This is a genomic window from Herbaspirillum sp. FG34 (assembly GCF_057809315.1).
Genome location: NZ_JBMDJS010000010.1, coordinates 76,184 through 93,930, shown reverse-complemented (window position 1 = coordinate 93,930; position 17,747 = coordinate 76,184). Strand labels below are relative to the sequence as shown.

General features: G+C 64.2%; 16 protein-coding genes and 1 pseudogene. 9 read left to right on the top strand and 8 right to left on the bottom strand.

Annotated features, from left to right (window positions below):
- Position 1 precedes the first annotated feature (1 nt).
- The 6 genes from ACODSZ_RS14080 to ACODSZ_RS14055 all read left to right on the top strand — a co-directional run bounded on the left by ACODSZ_RS14080 (position 2) and on the right by ACODSZ_RS14055 (position 7,118).
- The gene (locus tag ACODSZ_RS14080) at positions 2-1,540 is read left to right on the top strand and encodes a 3-hydroxyacyl-CoA dehydrogenase (RefSeq protein WP_488927832.1); all 1,539 of its coding nucleotides are present in this window, start codon (positions 2-4) and stop codon (positions 1,538-1,540) included.
- Complete coding sequence (paaI, locus tag ACODSZ_RS14075; protein WP_008332584.1) at positions 1,533-2,009, top strand: hydroxyphenylacetyl-CoA thioesterase PaaI; 477 nt, start codon at positions 1,533-1,535, stop codon at positions 2,007-2,009. The genes ACODSZ_RS14080 and paaI overlap by 8 nt, the downstream gene beginning before the upstream one ends.
- Positions 2,010-2,056: 47 nt before the next feature.
- Entirely contained in the window at positions 2,057-3,397 is a 1,341-nt protein-coding gene (paaK, locus tag ACODSZ_RS14070) for a phenylacetate--CoA ligase PaaK (RefSeq protein WP_175345083.1), read from the top strand.
- Between the two features lie 41 nt (positions 3,398-3,438).
- Entirely contained in the window at positions 3,439-4,644 is a 1,206-nt protein-coding gene (gene pcaF / locus ACODSZ_RS14065; protein ID WP_488927831.1) for a 3-oxoadipyl-CoA thiolase, read from the top strand.
- A 196-nt stretch (positions 4,645-4,840) separates the two neighbouring features.
- Entirely contained in the window at positions 4,841-5,740 is a 900-nt protein-coding gene (locus ACODSZ_RS14060; RefSeq protein WP_488927830.1) for a class I SAM-dependent methyltransferase, read from the top strand.
- Positions 5,741-5,999: 259 nt separating this feature from the next.
- Positions 6,000-7,118 (top strand): sensor domain-containing diguanylate cyclase, encoded by a 1,119-nt coding sequence (locus ACODSZ_RS14055; RefSeq protein WP_008332590.1) that lies wholly within the window; start codon positions 6,000-6,002, stop codon positions 7,116-7,118.
- On the opposite strand, the gene ACODSZ_RS14050 is transcribed toward ACODSZ_RS14055, so the two are convergent.
- The 7 genes and pseudogenes from ACODSZ_RS14050 to ACODSZ_RS14020 all read right to left on the bottom strand — a co-directional run bounded on the left by ACODSZ_RS14050 (position 7,119) and on the right by ACODSZ_RS14020 (position 13,269).
- The gene (locus ACODSZ_RS14050; protein ID WP_008332592.1) at positions 7,119-8,006 is read right to left on the bottom strand and encodes a DMT family transporter; all 888 of its coding nucleotides are present in this window, start codon (positions 8,004-8,006) and stop codon (positions 7,119-7,121) included.
- A gap of 200 nt (positions 8,007-8,206) precedes the next feature.
- Positions 8,207-8,500, bottom strand: a pseudogene (locus ACODSZ_RS14045) (YfhL family 4Fe-4S dicluster ferredoxin); the annotation flags it as partial.
- Positions 8,493-8,975 carry a pantetheine-phosphate adenylyltransferase gene (gene coaD, locus ACODSZ_RS14040; protein WP_006461533.1) on the bottom strand — a complete coding sequence of 161 codons (483 nt, stop codon included), beginning with the start codon at positions 8,973-8,975 and terminating at the stop codon, positions 8,493-8,495. The gene coaD and the pseudogene ACODSZ_RS14045, both read right to left, overlap by 8 nt.
- 36 nt (positions 8,976-9,011) lie before the next feature.
- Positions 9,012-9,680 carry a 16S rRNA (guanine(966)-N(2))-methyltransferase RsmD gene (rsmD, locus tag ACODSZ_RS14035; RefSeq protein WP_488927829.1) on the bottom strand — a complete coding sequence of 223 codons (669 nt, stop codon included), beginning with the start codon at positions 9,678-9,680 and terminating at the stop codon, positions 9,012-9,014.
- 69 nt (positions 9,681-9,749) lie between these two features.
- Positions 9,750-11,072, bottom strand: coding sequence for a M16 family metallopeptidase (locus ACODSZ_RS14030; RefSeq protein WP_488927828.1), 1,323 nt, complete (start codon positions 11,070-11,072; stop codon positions 9,750-9,752).
- 38 nt (positions 11,073-11,110) lie between these two features.
- Positions 11,111-11,758 (bottom strand): ParA family protein, encoded by a 648-nt coding sequence (locus ACODSZ_RS14025; protein ID WP_175345088.1) that lies wholly within the window; start codon positions 11,756-11,758, stop codon positions 11,111-11,113.
- Between the two features lie 131 nt (positions 11,759-11,889).
- On the bottom strand, positions 11,890-13,269 hold the full coding sequence (locus ACODSZ_RS14020) for a M16 family metallopeptidase (RefSeq protein ID WP_175345089.1): 1,380 nt from the start codon (positions 13,267-13,269) through the stop codon (positions 11,890-11,892).
- Positions 13,270-13,438: 169 nt separating this feature from the next.
- Here ACODSZ_RS14020 and ftsY point away from each other — a divergent pair, with 169 nt between their 5' ends.
- Genes ftsY through ftsX form a run of 3 tightly spaced genes read left to right on the top strand, consistent with a single transcriptional unit; the run spans position 13,439 to position 16,213 of the window.
- Positions 13,439-14,596 carry a signal recognition particle-docking protein FtsY gene (gene ftsY / locus ACODSZ_RS14015; RefSeq protein ID WP_488927827.1) on the top strand — a complete coding sequence of 386 codons (1,158 nt, stop codon included), beginning with the start codon at positions 13,439-13,441 and terminating at the stop codon, positions 14,594-14,596.
- Between the two features lie 4 nt (positions 14,597-14,600).
- Positions 14,601-15,293, top strand: coding sequence for a cell division ATP-binding protein FtsE (locus tag ACODSZ_RS14010; protein WP_488927826.1), 693 nt, complete (start codon positions 14,601-14,603; stop codon positions 15,291-15,293).
- The gene (ftsX, locus tag ACODSZ_RS14005) at positions 15,290-16,213 is read left to right on the top strand and encodes a permease-like cell division protein FtsX (RefSeq protein WP_175344765.1); all 924 of its coding nucleotides are present in this window, start codon (positions 15,290-15,292) and stop codon (positions 16,211-16,213) included. The genes ACODSZ_RS14010 and ftsX overlap by 4 nt, the downstream gene beginning before the upstream one ends.
- Before the next feature lie 25 nt (positions 16,214-16,238).
- On the opposite strand, the gene ACODSZ_RS14000 is transcribed toward ftsX, so the two are convergent.
- Positions 16,239-17,183 (bottom strand): hypothetical protein, encoded by a 945-nt coding sequence (locus ACODSZ_RS14000; RefSeq protein WP_249777047.1) that lies wholly within the window; start codon positions 17,181-17,183, stop codon positions 16,239-16,241.
- Positions 17,184-17,747: the final 564 nt, after the last annotated feature.

Sequence of the window (17,747 nt, the reverse complement as noted above, 5' to 3'; positions counted from 1 at the left end):
CATGAACGCGGCAGACATCAGGTACGCCCTGCCCGCGACGGCCCCGGTGGCCGTCATCGGCAGCGGCACCATGGGCGCCGGTATCGCCCAGGTGGCCGCGCTGGCCGGGCATCCGGTGCAACTTTACGACAGCCGCGAAGGCGCGGCGGCCAAGGCCATCGCCGGCATCCGCGCCGGTCTCGACAAACTGGCCAACAAGGGCAAGATCCCCGCCGAAGAGGCCCACGCCGCCAGTGACCGGCTCTGCGTTGCCCACACCCTGCAGGAGATGCGCGATGCACGCCTGGTGATCGAAGCCATCGTCGAACAGCTCGGCGCCAAGCAGGAACTGTTCGGCAAGCTGGAAGACCTGGTCGATGCGCAATGCCTCTTGGCCAGCAATACCTCCTCGCTCTCGATCACCCATATCGCGGCCACGCTGCGTCATCCCGAGCGCCTGGCGGGACTGCACTTCTTCAACCCCGTGCCGCAGATGGCCCTGGTGGAAGTCATCCGTGGCGTGCGCAGTGACGCCACCGTGGTGCAATGCCTGCACGACACCGCGCTGGCCTGGGGCAAGGTCCCGGTGGTGGCCAGCTCGACCCCGGGCTTCATCGTCAACCGTCTGGCCCGTCCCTACTACGCCGAAGCCTTGCGGGTGCTCAACGAAGGCGGCGCGCACCCGGCCACCATCGACGCCCTGCTGCGCGAGAGCGGCGGTTTCCGCATGGGTGCCTTCGAGCTGATGGACCTGATCGGACATGACGTCAACTTCGCCGTCACGCAATCGGTATTCCATGCCTTCTTCAACGACCCGCGTTTTACGCCCTCGCTGATCCAGCAGGAACTGGTGCAGGCCGGATTGCTGGGCCGCAAGAGCGGGCGCGGTTTCTATCGCTATGGCGAGGATGCCGAGATCCCCCAGCCGGCGACCGAACCCGAGTACGAGCTGCCCACGGTGCCACTGCAATTGTTCGGGACGCATCCGCTGGTGGAAGTGATCCGCGCGCGCTACCAGGGCCGCGTGGAATACCACGGGCCACGCGCCGACCACCTGCTGATGAAGGCCGGCCCCGGCCGCCTGTACGTCACCGAAGGCCGTAGCGCGACCCAGCAATCCTACGACTACAACATGCCCGACGTGGTGCTGGTGGACCTGGCGCTGGACTATGCCCGCGCCACCCGCCTGGGCGTGACGCGCGCCGACCAGTGTCGCGACCGCGCCTGCCAGGCCGTGCTCGCGGTGCTGCAGTCCTGCGGCTTTGCGGTCTCGGCCATGCAGGACGTGCCGGGCATGGTGGTCATGCGCACCGTCTGCATGCTCGCCAATGAAGCCGCCGATGCCGTCAACCAGGGCGTGTGCAGTCGGAGCGATGCCGACATGGCCATGCAGAAGGGCGTGAACTATCCGCGTGGCCCGCTTGCCTGGGCCGACGCCATCGGCATCGACACCGTCACCAACGTACTGCGCCAGCTCAGTGCCACCTATGGCGAAGACCGCTATCGGGTCTCGCCCCTGCTTCAACGCCTGCAAGCTTCCGGGAGGAAATTCCATGAGTGAGACCGCCTTGTCATCCCCATCGACCGAGATGGATCCGCAAACCCTGGCCGAGGCCACGGTGCAAGCCATGTACCCGCGCGACAACGCCTCCCAGGCGCTGGGGATGAAGATCCTGGAGATCGCACCGGGCCGGGCGCGCATGAGCATGCTGGTGCGCAGCGACATGCTCAATGGCCACGCCACCTGCCACGGCGGGTTCATCTTCGCGCTGGCCGACAGCAGCTTTGCATTTGCCTGCAACAGCCGTAACCTCAACACCGTGGCATCGGGGTGCAGCATCGACTACGTGGCACCGGCCATGCGCAACGACGTGCTGATCGCCGAGGCGCAGGAACGCACGCTGGCCGGCCGCACCGGGGTCTACGACATCACCGTGAGCAACCAGGACGGCAAGATCATTGCGCTGTTCCGGGGCAAGTCCTATCGCATCAGAGGCGAGGTGATCAGCGGCCTGCAGGCTGCGCAGTGACCGCGCAAAAAAAAGAACACCAACATCAACAGAGACAGGAGACCACCATGACCACCCGCACTCCCCAACCCGGCGATCTGGAGCCCATCGAAACGGCCAGTCGCGACGAACTGCAGGCGCTGCAACTGCAACGCCTGAAATGGTCGCTCAAGCATGCCTATGAAAACGTGGCGCACTATCGCCATGCCTTCGACCAGGCCGGGGTGCACCCGGACGACTTGAAGAGCCTGTCGGATCTGTCCAGGTTTCCCTTCACTACCAAGCAGGATCTGCGCGACCACTATCCCTTCGGCATGTTCGCCGTACCGCGCGAGCAGGTAGTGCGGGTGCATGCCTCCAGCGGCACCACCGGCAAGCCCACCGTGGTGGGCTACACGCGCAATGACATCGACACCTGGGCCACGGTGGTGGCGCGCTCCATTCGCGCCGCCGGTGGACGTGCCGGTGACATCGTGCAGATTTCCTATGGCTATGGTCTGTTCACCGGGGGGCTGGGCGCGCACTACGGTGCGGAAAAGCTGGGCTGCACCGTCATCCCCATGTCGGGCGGCCAGACTGAAAAGCAGGTGCAGCTCATTCGCGATTTCAAGCCGGCCATCATCATGGTCACGCCCTCCTACATGCTCAACGTGATCGAGGAATTCCAGCGCCAGGGGCTGGACCCTGCCGCCAGTTCGCTCAAGGTCGGCATCTTCGGTGCCGAGCCCTGGACCGATGCCATGCGCCGCGAAATCGAGCAGCGCGCCGGCATCGATGCAGTGGACATCTATGGTCTGTCGGAGGTGATGGGACCGGGCGTGGCCAGCGAGTGCATCGAGAGCAAGGATGGGCCGGTGATCTGGGAAGACCATTTCTATCCCGAGATCATCGATCCTGATACCGGCGAAGTGCTGCCCGACGGCGAGGAGGGCGAACTGGTCTTTACTTCGCTCTCCAAGGAAGCGCTGCCGATGATCCGCTACCGCACCCGCGACCTCACGCGCCTGTTGCCGCCGACCTCGCGCTCCATGCGCCGCATCGGCAAGATCACCGGACGCTCGGATGACATGCTCATCATCCGGGGCGTGAACGTGTTCCCGACCCAGATCGAGGAGCTGATCCTGAAACTGCCGCAACTGGCCCCGCAGTATCAATTGCAGATCGAACGCCACGGCCACATGGACAGCATGTGCGTCTTCGCCGAGCTGCGCGAGGACGCCTCCACCGAACACGTGGAGGCACTGGAGAAGGAACTGCAGCACAGCATCAAGACCTATGTGGGCATTTCCACCAAGGTGACGGTGGTGCCGGCCGGCATGATCGAGCGCACCTCGGTGGGCAAGGCCAAACGGGTGATCGACCATCGCAAGAAAGCCGACAGCGCCGTCGCGTCGGCCCTCCCGGCCTGAGGCATGGCCCGCAAACCCTTGATCCTGGAAGAAAGAGACCTATGCAAGCATTGATTTGTGACGCCATTCGCACCCCGTTCGGACGCTACGGTGGCGCCCTGGGCGCGGTGCGCGCCGATGACCTGGCGGCCGCACCCATTCGCAGCCTCATGGAGCGTAACCCCGGCGTGGACTGGAGCCGCGTCGACGACATCCTCTACGGCTGCGCCAACCAGGCCGGTGAAGACAACCGCAACGTGGCCCGCATGGCCGGTTTGCTGGCTGGCCTGCCCATCGACGTGCCGGGCAGCACCATCAACCGCCTGTGCGGCTCCAGCCTGGATGCGGTGGGCATGGCTGCACGCGCCATCAAGTCGGGCGAGGTGGAGCTGATGATCGCCGGCGGGGTGGAGAGCATGACGCGCGCGCCCTTCGTGATGGGCAAGGCGGAATCGGCCTTCTCGCGCAGCGCCGCGCTCTTCGATACCACCATCGGCTGGCGCTTCGTCAATCCGCTGATGAAGGCGCAGTACGGCATCGACTCCATGCCCGAGACGGCGGAAAACGTCGCCACCGATTTCAACATCAACCGTGCCGACCAGGACGCGTTTGCTCTGCGCAGCCAGCAGCGCTGGGCCGCAGCACAGGAGGCCGGTTTCTTCGCGGGCGAGATCGCAGCGCTGACCATCCCGCAGAAGAAGGGCGATCCGCTCATCGTCACCACCGACGAACATCCGCGCCCGGACACGACCCTGGCCACGCTGGCCAGACTCAAGGGCGTGGTGCGCCCCGATGGCACGGTCACGGCAGGCAATGCCTCCGGCGTCAACGACGGTGCCTGCGCGCTGCTGCTGGCCTCGCCCAAGGCCGCCGACCTGTATCGCCTCAAGCCCCGTGCGCGCGTGCTGGGCATGGCCACGGCGGGCGTGGCGCCGCGCATCATGGGCTTCGGCCCGGCGCCGGCGGCACGCAAGGTGCTGGCGCAGCTCGGCCTGACGCTGGCGCAGATGGACGTGATCGAACTGAACGAAGCCTTCGCCGCGCAGGGGCTGGCCGTGACGCGCGATCTCGGTTTGCCCGACGATGCCGCGCATGTCAATCCGAATGGCGGCGCCATCGCCATCGGTCATCCGCTGGGGGCTTCCGGCGCACGACTGGTGACGACCGCCCTCAACCAGCTGGAGCGCACCGGTGGCCGCTATGCGCTATGCACCATGTGCATCGGCGTGGGCCAGGGAATTGCGCTGGTGATCGAGCGGGTAGCGTAAGGCCCTGGCATCGGTCCGCGCGACGTCTTTGTCGTATGGCAACAAGTCGCGCGCGGCGGGAGGCACTTCATGAGCCTGACATCGGGATCGGTTAAAATGCCCGGCCACGGCAGTCCTTGGCCGAGCTTGCGCTCGCCGCCCTGCCCCCGACTCCAACCCGCCGGCCCCCGCGTCGGCCCTTCGCCAGTGCAGCATCATGAGCAAGCAAGCCAACAGCGCCTCCGGCCGCCAGCCGAACCGGGCCAAACCCACTGCCGAGAGCGCCCCGCAGGCGCATGAGATCCGGCCCGGCCAGTCCATCGAGCTGTTGAAGGAACTGCACATCCTCACCCGCGATGGCAAGCTGAATCAGGACAGCCGCCGCAAGTTGAAGCAGGTCTATCACCTCTACCAGTTCATCGAACCGCTGCTGCAGGAAGTGCTGGACGATCATCCCGACGTCAGCCTGGTCGACCATGGCGCGGGCAAGTCCTATCTCGGCTTCATCCTCTACGACCTGTTCTTCAAGGGCCTGCAGGGCGCGCCCCGCATCTACGGCATCGAAACCCGCGAGGAGCTGGTGCGCAAGTCCGAGCAACTGGCCGCGCGCCTGGGCTTTGGCGGCATGTCCTTCCTCAATCTGTCGGTGGCCGATTCGATCACTTCGCCCAGCCTGCCGGAGAAGATCGACGTGGTCACCGCTCTGCATGCCTGCGATACGGCCACCGATGACGCCATCCATTTCGCCCTGGCCAAGGAAGCGCGCTTCATCGTCCTGGTGCCCTGCTGCCAGGCCGAAGTGGCCTCCGTGCTCAATCGCAACAAGGGCAAGTCGCTCTCCAATTCGCTCACCGAGATCTGGCGCCATCCGCTGCATACCCGCGAATTCGGCAGCCAGGTTACCAATGTGCTGCGCTGCCTGCAGCTGGAAGCGCATGGCTACAAGGTCAGCGTGACCGAGCTGGTGGGCTGGGAACATTCGATGAAGAACGAGTTGATCATTGCGCAATACCGCGACCTGCCGCGCCGCCGTCCGGCCGAGCGCCTGCAGGAAGTATTGCGCACGCTGGGACTGGATGAGATGGGCGAACGCTTCTTCGCCCCGCAGGCAGCCTGAGTCGGCCCCGGTCGGCAGCAGCAGGCAGGCGGACGGGAACGCTTCTTGCTCGGTATCAGGAAGGGGATGGAGCCTTCATTTGCGGCCCGCCCTGCCGATAACGTCGGATCAGATCGCAGATCGCAGATCGCAACTCGCAAATTGCAAATTGCAGCACAGGCAGTCAGACCGCCCACCCCGCACGTGGCGGGCTGTAGGGTGACCGGGCGACCGGTTTGGGCAAGGGGCCGGCCGCACGCCGGAATATGCAGATGAGCACATGACATCGACCATCGATATGGAATCGCTGATTGCCGACAACGAACAACTGAGGAGCGAGCTGCAGGATCTGCTGCAGCAGGCGCACATCAACCAGTCCATCATCGAACGCCATCAGGCCTTCGATCTGAAACTGATCGGTGCCAGCGAATTCCGCGAGCTCATCGACGTGATGCTCACGGTGATGCCGGGGGTGTTCAGCCTGGAGACGGTCACGCTGTCCCTCATCGATGGCGACTACGCGATCCAGCGCATTCTGCGCGACCTGCAGATCGGCGTGAACGAATTCCCCAAGCTGCTGTTCCTGAAGGACCCGCTGCACTTCATCGACGAGGATGGTCCGCTGTCGGATGAAAAACCGCGCCTGGGCCAGTACGTGCCGGCCCTGCACGGGCCGCTGTTCCCGCATTACCAGCCGGTGAGCGTGGCAGTGCTGCCGCTGGTGCGCCAGCACCGGCTGCTGGGCTATCTGTCGCTGGGCAGCGCCTATGCCGAACGTTTCACGCGCACGCTGGCCACCGACTTCATCCAGCGCCTGGCGACGGTAGCCGCCATCTGCCTGGAAAACGTCATCAACAATGAGCGCCTGAAGCACATCGGCCTGACCGATCCGCTCACGGGCGTGAACAACCGCCGCTACATCGAGCAACGCATGCAGGAGGAAGTGGCACGCAGCCAGCGCGATCGCTCGGCACTGTCCTGCCTGTTCATCGACATCGACCATTTCAAGCGCGTCAACGACCAGTTCGGCCACCAGAGCGGGGACGACGTGCTGCGCGAAGTGGCTGCGCGCATCAAGAAGGAACTGCGCCTGTCGGATGCACTGGGTCGCTTCGGCGGGGAAGAATTCGTGGTGCTGTTGACCCACGCCACGCGCGACGACGCCGCACGCATCGCCGAACGCATCCGCGCCGGCATCTGCAGCCGTGGCGTGATGATCGAGGGCTCGCGCGATCCGTTGCGCATCACCGCCTCCATCGGCGCAGCCTCGCTGTCACCGCCGGATCGCGGGCGCGCGGCGGGCGAGGTCAAGCAGGCCATGCTCAAGGCGGCCGACCAGGCGCTCTACCAGGCCAAGGAAGCCGGACGCAACCGCGTCATGCTGGCCACCCACGACTGATCAGGCAGGCTGCGCCGCCACCGGGCGGTCCCGCACGATCCAGGGGGCGGTGATGATGAGCACGCCGCCGATGAGGTCTTGCGCGCGGAGTTCCGCTGCACCGAGCAGCCAGGCCGAGAAGGTCGCCACCAGGATTTCGGCCAGCATGATGACTGCCGTGATATTGGCCGGCAGGCGCGCCACCCCATATTGCAGACTCAGATTCGATACCAGGAACAGCAACGCCCACAGCGCTACCACGGGCGCGGCCGCCGCTGGCAAGGGCAACGGCCAGGCAATCACGCCGCTGGCTGACAGCAGCACGCCCAACAGACTGGCCAGCACGCCGCTGCCGGCCAGCATGGCCACGGCGCGAGCGCCATCGGAGAGGCCGTGCAGGCGTCGCAACAGCACATTGGTCACCGCAAACAGCAGGCCCGACGCCACTGCCATCCAGTCCGGCAGGCTCTGCGGCAGTGGCAGGCCCAGACGCGGCTGGTACAGCACGATGAAGGCGCCGCTCAGCCCGAGTGCCACGCGCGCCAGCGAGCGCGGGGTGATGGCTTCATGCAGCACCAGGCGCGCCAGGATGACGGTCCACACCGGCATCAGGTAGAACAGCAGGATCACCCGCACCACATCACCATAGGCCACCGCAACATTGAAGGAGGCATTGGTCAGGCCGGTGGTCAGTCCCACGGCCAGCAAGGCCGGATGACGCCACAGCAGTGGCAGTTCACGGTAGCGCAAGGTCAGCAGCAGCAAGGCGCAGGCGCTGAAGATGGCTGCCGTGGCCCAGACCGGATGCAGGCCCATGCCTTCCAGGGCGCGGGTGCCGGTCCAGGACAGACCCCAGATGGTGGTGTTCAACAGCAGGGCGGCAACAGCGGATTTGGGGAGGGAGTGCATGTTCTGTGTGGGTGGATGCGCATGGAAAAGTCCGGAAACCTGCCTACTCTACTTGCGCCGCAACAGGCTTGGCATGGTCGGCGCTGATAGCGAGTATTCATGCAGGTTGAATGCTGCGCGCAGCAGCATTCACCAAATCAAAATGCCGTTCAGTGCAGCACTGAACGGCATTTCCTGGCAGCACCGCCAGGTGTGCAGACTCAACTGCGCTTGGCCTGGGCCTGCAGGCGTTCGTACTTCTCCATCAACTGCTCGGGGCTCTCGCGCCAGGCCGGGTTGAAGGGAATGCACGCGACCGGGCAGACCTGCTGGCACTGCGGTTCCTCGAAATGTCCCACGCATTCGGTACATTTGTCCGGATCGATCTCGTAGATCTGCGGCCCCATGTAAATGGCCTCGTTGGGACATTCCGGTTCGCAGACGTCGCAGTTGATGCAATCGTCGGTAATCATCAGTGCCATTGCCGCACCTCTCTTGCTTGAAACATCATTGCTTGGCGATCTTTTCCTTGAGCCATTTCTCCACCGACGGGAACACGAACTTGGACACGTCCCCCCCCAGCTGGGCGATCTCGCGCACGATGGTGCCGGAGATGAACTGGTACTGGTCAGACGGAGTCAGGAACAGCGTTTCCACGTCCGGCAACAGGTAGCGGTTCATGCCGGCCATCTGGAATTCGTATTCGAAGTCCGACACCGCACGCAGGCCGCGCACGATGACGCGGGCATTGTTCTGGCGCACGAAATCCTTCAACAGGCCCGAGAAACTCTCCACCTGCACGTTGGGGTAGTGCCCCAGCACTTCATTGGCAATCGACAGACGCTCTTCGAGCGAGAAGAAGGGCTTCTTGTTCTTGCTGTCGGCTACGCCCACGACCAGCTTGTCGAACAACCCCGATGCGCGGCGGACCAGGTCCTCATGTCCTCGCGTCAACGGATCGAATGTCCCCGGATATACGGCTGTGACCATGGTGTCTCCTCTCCGGCTATTGAATCAGAAGGCGCATTATGCCTCAATTTGGGTAGCGCTTTTGCGTTGCAATAAATGATAGAAGACCATGCCGGCCTTGTCGGCGCGCACCACTTCCCAGTCCTGCATCCAGGCCGGCGCGTCTTCGCCTTGCAATGGGTACTCGGCTTCCACGTAGATCAATCCGGACGGCGTGAGCAAAGGCATGCACGCCGGCAACACTTTTTCCAGCCAGCCCTGGTGGTACGGCGGATCGATGAAGACCAGGCTGTAGCCGGCAGCCTCGCGGCCGGCGGCATTGTGCACGGCGGCCAGGGCATCGCCGCGCACGATGACCAGTGCCTCGGCCTTGAGCTTGTCGCGATTGGACTCCAGCTGGCGCACGGCAGCCGCGCTGTTTTCCACCATCACCACGCGGCGCGCGCCCCGGCTGGCGGCCTCGAAACCGAGCGCGCCGGAACCGGCGAACAGATCCAGGCAGGCCACCTGCTCCCACTGCCCGTCGATCAGGTGGGTGATCCAGTTGAAGACGGTCTCGCGCACGCGGTCCGGCGTGGGGCGCAGGCCCTCGGCATCGAGCACCGGCAACGGCGTGCGCTTCCACTGGCCGCCGATGATGCGTACCTGATGCGGGCCACGGTTGACGGGCTTGGACGGCTTGCCGCCAGCGGCGGGACCGGATCGCGGGGGACTGCTCTTGCGCATGACTTTCCTTGCTGCGGGCGGCGCGGGACCGCCGATGTCAAATGAGGTAAATGAAATGAGGTAAATGATTTACTCGGCGGCTGCGCCGACGATGACCGTGGACAACTCGTCCGGATGCACATGCTTGCGGAAGGCCGCGCGCACGTCCTGCACGCTCACGGCACGGATGCGCTCGATCCAGTGGTCCAGGTAGTCCAGCGGCAGACCGTAGAAACCGATCACCGCGAGGTTTTCCAGCAGCTTGGCATTGCTGTCGATGCGCAGGGCGAAGCCACCGGCGAGGTTGTCCTTGGCGGCCTTCAGTTCGGCAGCTGTTGGTCCTTCCTGGAGGAATTTGTCCAGCGTGGCGCGGGTCACGCGCAGGGCTTCGGCGGTCTGTTCCTTCTTGGTCTGCAGGCCGATCTGGAAGGGACCGGGCTGGGCCAGGGGCGAGAAATAACTGTAGACGCTGTAGCTCAGGCCACGCTTCTCGCGCACTTCATCGGTCAGGCGCGAGACGAAGCCGCCACCGCCCAGCACATAGTTGCCCACGGTCAGCGCGAAGAAATCATTGTCGCCGCGCTGGATGGCCGGCGCACCGATGAGGATGTGCGATTGCGAGGCCGGATGGGCGATACGCTGCTCCCCGCCCTTGGGCGCGGTCACCGGCGGCAGCGCCGGCAAGGCTGCACCTTGCGGCAGCTCGCGCGTGAGGGCGCTGGCAATGGCGCGCGCCTGCGCTTGGCTGATGTCGCCGATCAAGGCGATGACGGCGCGATTGGCCACATAGTGGGCGCGATGGAAAGCCAGCAGGTCCTCGCGGGTAATGGCTTGCAGGCTGGCTTCGCTGGCCTCGACGGCATAGGGATGACGACCGTAGGCCGCTGCCATGAAGGCTTTTTCGGCGATGGCTTCGGGCTTGGTCAGCTCTTCCTTGAGGTTGGCGATGGCCAGTGCGCGGTCACGCTCAAGACCGGCCTGCTGGAAAGCAGGATGGGCCAGCATGCGGCCCAGCAGGCCCAGTGCGGCATCACGTTCGGCGGGCGAGGACAGGGTGCGCAGGCTCACCCCCGCGCGGTCCTGCCCGGCGCCGCCCTGCTGCTGGGCGGCAACATCGGCAAAGCCGTCCAGGATCTGCGCTTCGCTCAGGGCAGGCGCGCCGTCGGCGGCCTCCACGCCGCGTGTCAGGCTGGCCACGGTCAGCTCGGCCAGGCCGGCCTTGTCGGCGGGATCGCGGCGCTGGCCGGCATCGAACTGCACGCTCACATCCAGCATGGGGATGGCGTGGTTGGCCACGAACAGCACGCGCGCGCCGTCAGGCTGGGTCCAGGACTGGATGGCCAGGGCTGCCGAGGCGGGCGCGCTGGCCAACAGGGCCAGCGGGAGCAAGAGGAGAGAGAAGGTTTTTTTCATGGAAGAGGACAATCGAAAGCGAGGCTGCATGCGTGCTGTCATGCGGCCTGGTCAGGGGCCGGCTGGCCGGCGATCCAATCGAGGATGGGTTGCCACTGGTCGAGATCGCGCTGCACGCGAGAGGGTGCGATATCCCACAGGGTCAGGCCGTGGGCGGCCAGTTGCACATAGTTCTGGGTGTCACGCAGATGGCCCAGCACCGGCAGCTTCAGCCCCTCGATGAAACGTTGCAGCTGCTCGGCCGAACGGGTACGGGCATCGACGCGCATGCCGACGATGCCGACCTCGATCTCGCCCTCGCGCACCGCCTTTTCAGCGGCGAGGCGGCGCAGGAAATCCTGCGTGGCCAGGATGTCGAAGATCGAGGGCTGCAACGGTACCAGGATCTTGTCGGCCAGCTTGAGGGTATCGTTCAGACGCCAGCCATGCAGCCCGGCGGGCGTGTCCAGCACCACGTGGGTGCTGCCCTTGGGGGGCTTGGCAACGTAGTCCTCGTTGATGTCCCAGGTACTGATGGGGCGTGCCTGTTCCGGACGGATCGACAGCCAGGCACGCGAGGATTGCTGGCGGTCGATGTCGCCCAGCATGACGGCATGGCCAAGACTGGCGAAATAACCGGCCAGGTTGGTGGCCAGGGTGGTCTTGCCTACGCCTCCCTTGGGATTGGCGACGACGATGACGGGCATGGTTTTCTCCGTAAAGAACAGAAGCCGATCGATCAGGAAGAACTCAGCGACTTGGGTACACCATTAAGCTGGCGTTAATGCCATTCAATACAGCATTGAGCCCGGCTTAATGGTGCAAAAAACGTCAATCCTCAATGCAGCAGGCCCGGCGGCGGCGCGGCGGGCTTCTTGCCGTCCAGCGGCAGGGGCACCAGCGTGGCGACGGTGAGCGTATCGTCCTTGAAGTATTTTTGTGCAACCGCCTGCACCTGGGCCGCGGTCACGCTTTTCAAGCGGTCGATGATGCGGTCGATGTTCTTCTGGCCCAGGCCGGTGGTTTCCATCATGCCGATCTCCATGGCCTGGCCGAAGACGGAATCGCGCTTGTAGACCTGGGAGGCGATCAGTTGCGTCTTCACGCGCTGCAGTTCCTGTTCGGACACGCCTTCACTGGCGATGCGCTGGACCTCGGCGCGCAGCAGGCCCTCGAGCTGTTCGGTGGTCACGCCATTGGCCGGGCTGCCTTCCAGCGTGAACAGCACCGGGCCGCGCGCCACGCCGCTGTAGCTGGCGCCCACTGCGGTGGCCTGGCTGGCGGTGCGCACCAGGTTGGCCGTCAGGCGGGCATTGTCATAGCCATCCAGCACGGCGGAGAGCACATCGAGGGCGTAGGCGTCCTGGTCGGCTTCCACATGGCGCAGTGCCGGGACCTTCCAGGCCATCACCACATACGGATTCTCGGCCGGGGCCTTGACGGTGACGCGACGCAGGCCCAGCTGCTCGGGCTCGTTCTGCGGCTTGCCGCGGGGCAAGGGGTGAGAAGGAATCTTGCCGAAATATTTTTTGGCCAGGGCCAGCACACGCTGGGCATCGACATCACCGGCCACGACCAGCGTGGCATTGTTGGGGGCATACCACTGGCGGTACCAGCTGGCGATATCCTGCACGCGCATGTGCTGCAGGTCGTCCATCCAGCCGATGACCGGATGGTGATAGGGATGGGCGGTCCAGGCGGCGGCGTTCAGGGCTTCGTTGAGCAGGCCCATGGGCTGGTCATCGGTGCGCCAGCGGCGCTCTTCCATGATGACGCGGATTTCCTTGGCGAATTCATTGGCGTCGAACTGCAGGTTGGCCATGCGGTCGGCTTCCAGGGCCATTACCTTTTCCAGGTGGCTCTTTTCGATCTGCTGGAAGTAAGCGGTGAAGTCATTGGCGGTGAAGGCGTTTTCCTGCCCGCCCAGTTCGGCCACCAGACGGCTGAATTCGCCGACCTTGTGGTGCTTCGTGCCCTTGAACATCATGTGTTCCAGCGCGTGCGATACACCCGTGGTGCCATTGAGTTCATCGATGCTGCCAACCTTGTACCAGACCATCTGCACCGCCGTGGGCGCGCGCCGGTCTTCCTTGACGACCACCTTCATGCCATTGGCCAGCACGAACTCTTGCGCCGGCGCGGCCCGCACCTGCGTCGCCGTGGTGGCGAGCAGGCTCAACAGGGCGGTGGCCAGGAGGGCTCGGATCTTCAATTTCATGGGCTGTGCTCTGATAAAATGCTGGATTCATTGACCCTGGCGGCCATGCGCGGGGCTTGTGGAAGGGCAATTGTAACCTGTCCACTGCGGTTGTCAGGGCAGCCACGCGCCTGCCGTCCCGCCCTGCCCCGCCCCGGCCGCAGCTACCATCCAGCCTATCCGCCATCCGATGTTCAGTTTCTTCAAGAGAAAACCCAAACCGGAAGCGCAACCCGCGCTGCCGCCCGAGGCCCAGGCCGAGCCCGCACCCGCGCCGCAACCGGTCGTGCCCCCTCCCGTCACGGCTGCCCCTGTCATCCCCCCTGTCGTTACGGCCCCTGTCGTGGCGCCCGAACCCGCGCCGCAAGCGCTGGCCGCGCCAGAGCCTGTTGTGCAAGAGCAGGCCGAGGAAGTCGAGATCGTGGCCGCTCCGGAGCCTGCCCCTGAGGCCAAGCGCTCCTGGCTGTCGCGCCTCAAGGCGGGGCTATCCAAGACGTCGAGCAATCTGACCACGCTGTTCGTGGGTGCGCGCATTGATGAAGATTTGTACGAAGAGCTGGAATCGGCCCTGCTGATGTCGGACGCCGGGGTCGAGGCCACCCGCTGGCTGCTGGACGAACTGAAGAAAAAGGTCAAAAACGAGCGCCTGACCGAAGCCGCCCAGGTGCGTACCGCCTTGCGCGCCCTGCTCATCGACCTGCTGCAACCCCTGCAGCGGCCGCTGGTGCTGGGTCGCGAGAAGCCGCTGGTGATGATGATTGCCGGTGTCAACGGCGCCGGCAAGACCACCACCATCGGCAAGCTGGCGCTGCACCTGCAGGCGCATGGTCAGTCGGTATTGCTGGCCGCCGGCGACACCTTCCGCGCCGCCGCCCGCGAGCAGCTGGCGGTCTGGGGCGAGCGCAACAACGTCCAGGTGATCGCCCAGGAATCCGGCGATCCGGCCGCCGTGGCCTATGACTCGGTGCACTCGGCACAAGCGCGCGGCACCCATGTGGTGATGGTCGACACCGCTGGTCGCCTGCCCACGCAACTGCACCTGATGGATGAACTCAAGAAGATCAAACGGGTCATTGCCAAGGCGATGAACTCGGCGCCGCACGAAGTGCTGCTGGTCATCGACGGCAATACCGGCCAGAACGCCCTGGCCCAGGTCAAGGCCTTCGATGATGCGCTGGGGCTGACCGGCCTGGTGGTGACCAAGCTGGATGGCACGGCCAAGGGCGGCATCCTGGCCGCCATCGCCAAGACCCGCCCGGTGCCGCTGTATTTCATCGGCGTGGGCGAGCAGATCGAAGATCTGCAGGCCTTCAACGCCACCGAATTCGTCGATGCCCTCCTGAGTTGAACCGATGATTGAATTTACCCGGGTTTCCAAGCAATACGCGCGCGAGGTCTATGCCCTGCGCGACATTACGTTGTCGGTGAAGAAGGGCGAATTGATCTTCCTGGCCGGCCCTTCCGGCGCCGGCAAATCCACCCTGCTGAAGATGATCGCGGCCATCGAGCGGCCCACCTCGGGCAAGCTCACCGTCAGCGGGACCGACATCGTGGGGCTCAAGCCTTCCGGGCTGCCCTATCTGCGACGCAACCTGGGCCTGATCTTCCAGCAACAGAAACTGTTGCTGGACCGCAATCTGCTGGCCAACGTGATGCTGCCGCTGATCGTGACCGGTTCTTCCCGCCCGGACGCCGAAAAGCGCGCCCGCGCCGCGCTGGACAAGGTCGATCTGCTGGACAAGGCGCGCTGCGAACCGCTGGAGCTCTCCGGGGGCGAGCAGCAGCGGGTGGCCATTGCGCGCGCCATCGTCAACCGACCGCAGATCATCCTGGCCGACGAACCCACCGCCAACCTGGATCGCGCCAATGCCAACAAGGTGCTGGCGGCCTTGAAATCCTTCCACGGAGTGGGCGTGACCTGCCTGATTTCGACCCACGACGAGACTTTTCTCACCGGTGCCGACCGCATCGTCTATCTGGACCGTGGCCGCATCGTCGATGGCTGGCACAACGGCGTCGCCAATCCCGTGGAGGTATCGTCATGAACTGGCTCGGACAGCATCTTGCCGCCATCGCCGATGCGCTGCGCCACCTGCTGCGCTCGCCCGGCAATTTCGTGCTCAACGTGCTGGTGGTCTCGATTGCGCTGGCGCTGCCCTTTGCGGGCCTGTCGGCCCTGGAAAATGTGCGGCCGATCTCGGACCAGATGTCGGTGGAGCCGGAGATCAGCCTCTTCATGAAGCCCGATGCCAGCCGCGAGGCTGCCCTGGCGGTGGGCAAGACCATCAGTCAGGTGTTGAAGGACAGCAATACCAACGGCAAGGTCGAGTTCATCCCGCGCGAGAAGGCGTTCGATGCCTTGAAGAGCAAGACCGGGCTGGCCGACGTGCTCAACACGCTGGGCAGCAATCCGCTACCGGACGGCTATGTGGTGCGCCTGCCGGGCTTCGAGAACGCCATGAATGCCACCCGCGTGGATGACATTGCCCAGCAGCTGAAGAAGCAGCCGGGCGTGGATACCGTGCAGATCGATTCCGAATGGGTCAAGCGGCTGGCGGCGCTGCTGCGCATCCTGCGGCTGGTACTGCTGTTCCTGGGGATGACGCTGGGTGCGGTGGTGGTGGCGGTGGTGTTCAACACCATCCGTCTGCAGGTGATGACGCAGCGCGACGAAATCGAGGTCTCGCGCTTGTTCGGGGCGACCAATTCCTTCATCTATCGTCCGTTCTACTACACCGGCGCCTTGCTGGGTCTGTGTGCGGGTCTGGTGGCGCTGGGGCTGGTGGTGGCGGCGCAGCAGCCGCTCAATGCAGCCATTCTGGACTTTGCCCACCTCTATGCCTCGGAATTCCAGCTGGCCCTGCCCAGCCCCATGGCCATCGGCCTGCTGCTGGCCGCCAGCGGCTTGCTGGGCTTGTTCGGGGCGATGCTGTCGGTACGCAGGCAGTTGGCCAGGAAGGCTTGAGGTGCAAGGGCTCTCGTTGCACCGATCAGAAGAAATAACGCGTGATGTCACGTCGGACGCGAGACAGGGTACGCTTGCCCTTGGTCATGCGATGCTTGCCATGGCCGGGCGGTGTTGCACTGTCCAGCACTAGCCGATAGGTGCCGGCACCGCCGGCGCAACGACGATAGATCGCCAGTGCCTGCCGGTCGAGCAAGGCCTGCAATGACCACCAGTGGTCGCTCTTGCGCAAGTGCAGAGAGATCACCGGGTCGATCCAGCCGGCAAACCAGAACAGGTTATCGACGAGTAGACGCAGGCTGTTGACGGTTTGCCTGGGCCGACGCGGGATAAGACCCAGGACGCCAAAACGGTCGAATTCAGGAATCGTCCAGATGGCGTCGTGGTGCCCGATGCGGTTGCGTACGTCGCGTATCCGCTTGAGCAGAGCGACCACCCGCTTCCTGAACGCAGCACTGTCATAGGGGAAAGCCTGCGTATCTGGCGCATGCGGAAAGACTGCCGCCAGGATCGCCGCCTGCAACCCTGCTGGCTGCGCGTGATGCGCGAGCGCGCCGATGAGCACCTCCCAGAATCCAAAGGGCAATGTCGCCACCACGTCATCCGGGGTGACGACATGGGCAGATGGTTTCCTGCCTTTGACTTTGTCGATCGCACAGACCACATCATCACGGGATCTCGAACTCAGTTTGTGCACCGGCGGCAGCATCGGAGGAGCGGCGGGATTGACGGCGTGCGCCGGATTCGGTCTGGGCATCATCCAGCCAAAGGAATCGCGCGCGCCGTAATGACGCGACAACGCACCGTGCACGGCATTGCGCAGCGATACCTCGACATCGGCCAGCAGCGGCAACATGCCAGCGGCAACCGCCTGGGTCCAGGCATAACATCCGAGCGTATCGCCGTGCGAAGTCGTGAGGAAGAAGCGCTGGAGAGTGGACAAGCGAGCTGCAGTGAGGTGTTTCAGCATGCCGTGAGCCGGTTGAAAGTGAAGTGCGTCGGGTGCTATACTCGCCGCCATAGAGACAGGGGTTTTCCAGGCAATTGGTCGTGCCCCTGTAAATTGAGGACAAAGCCCGCTGTTGCGGGCTTTGGACTTTCTGGCGAGAAATTCTATCGGGCCAGCCCATCGCCAACAATAAACTTGCCCTCCCCGCGTCTTCTAAACAGCAGCAAGCTCGTCAGATGACGAGCTGCCATCGGGCCAATGCCCGTTCCTGTCGTCCTGGCAGGTCTGCCGCGTCCGTTTGTCTTCATCTTGCGCGCTGCAAAAAAGTGTTACAAGTTTCTGGCCTCCTTTTGACCCCGATCGCAACTTTTGTCGCCCAAAGGCGACTAATATAAAGGGAATGGAATGCAATGATTGGCTGAAAAGCAATAGGATTGCACTATTGACCCATCACCATCATGCTATTAGCACTCCGGGGTGACGAGTGCTAGAATACCTTATCGAATTGCTCCAGTTTTCGTGGAGCACTGCATCAAACAGTACCGGCCCGCGTGGCCGCACCAGGGAAGTCGGGAACATCGCCCC

What these genes read in the sequence shown, in the direction of transcription:
- ftsY (WP_488927827.1), top strand. Translation starts at nt 13,439, where the DNA reads ATGTTCAGTTTCTTCAAGAGAAAACCCAAACCGGAAGCGCAACCCGCG.
- ACODSZ_RS14010 (WP_488927826.1), top strand. Translation starts at nt 14,601, where the DNA reads ATGATTGAATTTACCCGGGTTTCCAAGCAATACGCGCGCGAGGTCTAT.
- ACODSZ_RS14000 (WP_249777047.1), bottom strand. Translation starts at nt 17,183, where the DNA reads ATGCTGAAACACCTCACTGCAGCTCGCTTGTCCACTCTCCAGCGCTTC.
- ACODSZ_RS14080 (WP_488927832.1), top strand. Translation starts at nt 2, where the DNA reads ATGAACGCGGCAGACATCAGGTACGCCCTGCCCGCGACGGCCCCGGTG.
- ACODSZ_RS14055 (WP_008332590.1), top strand. Translation starts at nt 6,000, where the DNA reads ATGACATCGACCATCGATATGGAATCGCTGATTGCCGACAACGAACAA.
- ACODSZ_RS14025 (WP_175345088.1), bottom strand. Translation starts at nt 11,758, where the DNA reads ATGCCCGTCATCGTCGTCGCCAATCCCAAGGGAGGCGTAGGCAAGACC.
- ACODSZ_RS14050 (WP_008332592.1), bottom strand. Translation starts at nt 8,006, where the DNA reads ATGCACTCCCTCCCCAAATCCGCTGTTGCCGCCCTGCTGTTGAACACC.
- pcaF (WP_488927831.1), top strand. Translation starts at nt 3,439, where the DNA reads ATGCAAGCATTGATTTGTGACGCCATTCGCACCCCGTTCGGACGCTAC.
- coaD (WP_006461533.1), bottom strand. Translation starts at nt 8,975, where the DNA reads ATGGTCACAGCCGTATATCCGGGGACATTCGATCCGTTGACGCGAGGA.
- ACODSZ_RS14030 (WP_488927828.1), bottom strand. Translation starts at nt 11,072, where the DNA reads ATGAAAAAAACCTTCTCTCTCCTCTTGCTCCCGCTGGCCCTGTTGGCC.
- paaI (WP_008332584.1), top strand. Translation starts at nt 1,533, where the DNA reads ATGAGTGAGACCGCCTTGTCATCCCCATCGACCGAGATGGATCCGCAA.
- paaK (WP_175345083.1), top strand. Translation starts at nt 2,057, where the DNA reads ATGACCACCCGCACTCCCCAACCCGGCGATCTGGAGCCCATCGAAACG.
- ACODSZ_RS14020 (WP_175345089.1), bottom strand. Translation starts at nt 13,269, where the DNA reads ATGAAATTGAAGATCCGAGCCCTCCTGGCCACCGCCCTGTTGAGCCTG.
- ACODSZ_RS14060 (WP_488927830.1), top strand. Translation starts at nt 4,841, where the DNA reads ATGAGCAAGCAAGCCAACAGCGCCTCCGGCCGCCAGCCGAACCGGGCC.
- rsmD (WP_488927829.1), bottom strand. Translation starts at nt 9,680, where the DNA reads ATGCGCAAGAGCAGTCCCCCGCGATCCGGTCCCGCCGCTGGCGGCAAG.
- ftsX (WP_175344765.1), top strand. Translation starts at nt 15,290, where the DNA reads ATGAACTGGCTCGGACAGCATCTTGCCGCCATCGCCGATGCGCTGCGC.